Origin of the sequence: Aeromicrobium sp. (assembly GCF_036675695.1) — a bacterium.
Lineage (GTDB): Bacteria > Actinomycetota > Actinomycetes > Propionibacteriales > Nocardioidaceae > Aeromicrobium.
The window spans coordinates 1-1,731 of record NZ_JAKFEL010000006.1; the positions used below are offsets into that span (position 1 = coordinate 1).

Genomic DNA, 1,731 nt, shown 5'->3' on the forward strand with positions numbered 1-1,731 from the left:
AGCCGTGCAGATCTTCGGCGGCATGGGCTACATGCGCGAGTCCGAGATCGACCGGCACTACCGCGATGCCCGCATCCTCGGCATCGGCGGCGGCGCCACCGAAGTCCTGAACGACCTGGCCGCAAAACTCCTGGGGTACTGATGAAAACGACAGTCGACACCACGACCGAGACGTACGTGGGCAACCGCGAGTCGATGCTGGAACGCATCGACGACCTCGCGGTCCAGCACGCCAAGGCGCTCGAGGCCGGCGGTGAGCGCAACATCAAGCGGCACCACGAGCGCGGCAAGCTGACCGCTCGCGAGCGCATCGAGCTGCTGCTCGATCCCGACTCGCCGTTCCTGGAGCTGTCGACCTTGGCAGCGTGGGGCACCGACTTCGCGGTGGGCGCCTCGATCGTCACCGGCATCGGCGTTGTTGAGGGCGTCGAGTGCATGATCATCGCGAACGACCCGACCGTTAAGGGCGGTTCGTCCAACCCGAGCACGCTGCGCAAGGGTCATCGCGCCGCGCAAATCGCGATGGAGTGCGGTCTGCCGAGTATCAACCTCGTCGAGTCCGGTGGTGCCGACCTGCCGACGCAGAAGGACATCTTCATTCCCGGCGGCGCATCGTTTCGCAACATCACCCGCGCCAGCGCGGCACGTCGCCCGACGGTGGCACTGGTGTTCGGCAACTCGACGGCCGGTGGCGCGTACATCCCGGGCATGAGTGACTACGTCGTTATGGTCAAGGAGGGCGCGAAGGTGTTCCTCGCCGGCCCGCCCCTGGTCAAGATGGCGACTGGCGAAGAGTCCACCGACGAGGAGCTGGGCGGCGCCGAGATGCACGCGCGCCAGTCGGGCCTCGCGGACTACCTTGCGATCGACGAACGCGATGCGATCCGTATCGGCCGCTCGATCATCAAGAACATCAACTGGAGCAAGACGGGCTTCGTGCCCGAGCCGACCTACGACGAGCCGGTCTTCGATGCCGAAGAGCTGCTCGGGATCGTGCCGACCGACCTCAAGATCCCGTTCGATCCGCGTGAAGTCATCGCGCGCATCGTCGATGGCAGCGAGTTCGTCGAGTTCAAGCCACTGTACGGATCGTCGCTGGTCACCGGCTTCGCCCAGCTGCACGGCTACCCGATCGGCATCCTCGCCAACGCGCAGGGCGTGCTGTTCAGCCAAGAGGCACAGAAGGCGACGCAGTTCATTCAGCTCGCCAACCAGACCGACACTCCGCTGCTGTTCCTGCACAACACCACGGGCTACATGGTCGGCGCGGAGTACGAGCAGGGCGGCATCATCAAGCACGGCGCACAGATGATCAACGCCGTCTCCAACTCGACCGTCCCGCACATCTCGGTCGTGATCGGCGCCTCGTACGGTGCGGGTCACTACGGGATGAGCGGGCGCGCGTACGACCCGCGCTTCATGTTCAGCTGGCCCAACGCCAAGTCCGCCGTCATGGGCGCGACCCAGCTCGCCGGCGTGATCTCGATCGTCGCCCGCGGTGCCGCCGAGTCGAAGGGTCAGCCGTACGACGAAGAGGCAGACAAGCAGATGCGGGCATTCATCGAGCAGCAGATCGAGGAGCAGTCGCTCGCGTACTTCACCTCGGGAATGCTCTACGACGACGGGGTGATCGATCCGCGGGACACCCGCTCGATCCTCGGCATCTGCCTCAGCGCCATCAACACCGTGCCCAACAAGGGCGCCGAAGGCTACGGAGTGTTCCGCGTATGA

General features: G+C 65.3%; 2 protein-coding genes. Both read left to right on the forward strand.

Features of this window, described 5'->3' with window-relative positions; all coding sequences use genetic code 11:
- Positions 1-4: 4 nt before the first annotated feature.
- On the forward strand, positions 5-142 hold the full coding sequence (locus tag V6M39_RS00105) for an acyl-CoA dehydrogenase family protein (RefSeq protein ID WP_332641626.1): 138 nt from the start codon (positions 5-7) through the stop codon (positions 140-142).
- A complete protein-coding gene (locus V6M39_RS00110) occupies positions 142-1,731 on the forward strand; it encodes an acyl-CoA carboxylase subunit beta (protein ID WP_332641625.1) in 1,590 nt (529 codons plus the stop codon). The genes V6M39_RS00105 and V6M39_RS00110 overlap by 1 nt, the downstream gene beginning before the upstream one ends.

Coding starts and splice junctions, on each gene's coding strand:
- V6M39_RS00110 (WP_332641625.1), top strand. CDS start 142: ATGAAAACGACAGTCGACACCACGACCGAGACGTACGTGGGCAACCGC.